Annotated in this window: 1 pseudogene; it reads left to right on the forward strand. The window is 66.1% G+C overall.

The features are described from left to right. Window positions 1–654 (forward strand): annotated as a pseudogene (locus NUV89_RS29760) (NAD(P)(+) transhydrogenase (Re/Si-specific) subunit alpha); the annotation flags it as partial.

A 654-nucleotide genomic window follows, 5' to 3' on the forward strand; every position in this document is an offset into this window, starting at 1 on the left:
ACGAAACCATCGCCAAGCTCGCCGAGCGCGGCATCACCGCCTTTGCCCTCGAAGCTGCGCCGCGTACCTCGCGGGCCCAGAGCCTCGACGTGCTGTCGTCCCAGGCCAACATCGCCGGCTATAAGGCCGTGCTGCTCGCCGCGCATCACTATCCGCGCTTCATGCCGATGCTGATGACCGCCGCCGGTACCGTTAAGGCAGCCCGCGTGCTGATCCTCGGCGCTGGCGTTGCGGGCCTGCAGGCCATCGCCACGGCGAAACGTCTGGGTGCGGTGATCGAAGCGTCTGATGTACGTCCGGCCGTAAAAGAGCAGATCGAATCCCTCGGCGCCAAGTTCGTCGACGTGCCCTACGAAACCGATGAAGAACGCGAATGCGCCGTCGGCGTCGGTGGTTACGCCCGCCCGATGCCAACCAGCTGGATGCAGCGCCAGGCCCTGGCCGTGCACGAACGCGCCAAGCAGGCCGACATCGTCATCACCACTGCACTGATCCCGGGCCGCAAAGCGCCGACTCTGCTCAGCGCCGACACCGTTGCGCAGATGAAACCCGGCTCAGTGGTCATCGACCTCGCCGCCGCCCAAGGTGGCAACTGCCCCCTGACCGTCGCCGACCAAGTCGTGGTGGAAAACGGCGTAATCATCTGCGGCCCGA

This window comes from Pseudomonas sp. 18.1.10, from assembly GCF_024655625.1.
Lineage (GTDB): Bacteria > Pseudomonadota > Gammaproteobacteria > Pseudomonadales > Pseudomonadaceae > Aquipseudomonas.